The 604-nt window shown below is 53.0% G+C and carries 1 protein-coding gene; it reads left to right on the forward strand.

Annotation, left to right across the window (positions count from 1 at the left end; translation table 11 throughout):
- Positions 1–604: ABC transporter permease subunit (locus IEW74_RS17280; protein WP_188667439.1), on the forward strand; the 604-nt coding region annotated here is incomplete at both ends.

A 604-nucleotide genomic window follows, 5' to 3' on the forward strand; every position in this document is an offset into this window, starting at 1 on the left:
GGTCCTGGTTTCCTTTATCGGGATCATTTTCGCAACGCTTTTGGGCTTCGTTATGGGCGTGGCTCGCCTATCCAAGAACTGGCTGATTGCAAAAATTGCAACAGTTTATGTGGAAACTTTGCGCAACATTCCCTTGTTGCTGCAAATTTTCTTCTGGTATTTTGCGGTCTTGCAACCGCTGCCCGGTCCGCGCCAAAGTTTGGGGCTGGGCGAAACATTTTTCATTAACAACCGGGGGCTTTATGTCCCGGCACCTGTTGCAGGGGAGGGCTTCTCTGGCGTACTGGTCGCCTTGTTGATTGCCCTTGTTGCAGCCATCGTAATTAGTCGTTGGGCGCGTAAACGTCAAGAGGCCACCGGGGAACAGTTTCCCGCATTCTGGACCGGCGTTGGTCTGATTATCGGTTTGCCTGCGATTGTTTTTGTCGTCCTTGGCGCCCCGTTGAGCTGGGACCTTCCTGCCCTGAAAGGTTTTAATTTCAACGGCGGTGTTCAAATCATTCCTGAATTTATCGCCCTGCTTCTGGCTTTATCGACGTATACGGCGGCCTTTATTGCCGAGATCGTGCGCGCCGGTATTCTGGCGGTGCCGCACGGGCAAACC

The organism is Terasakiella brassicae (assembly GCF_014641495.1).
In the GTDB taxonomy this organism is placed as follows: Bacteria; Pseudomonadota; Alphaproteobacteria; order Rhodospirillales; family Terasakiellaceae; genus Terasakiella; species Terasakiella brassicae.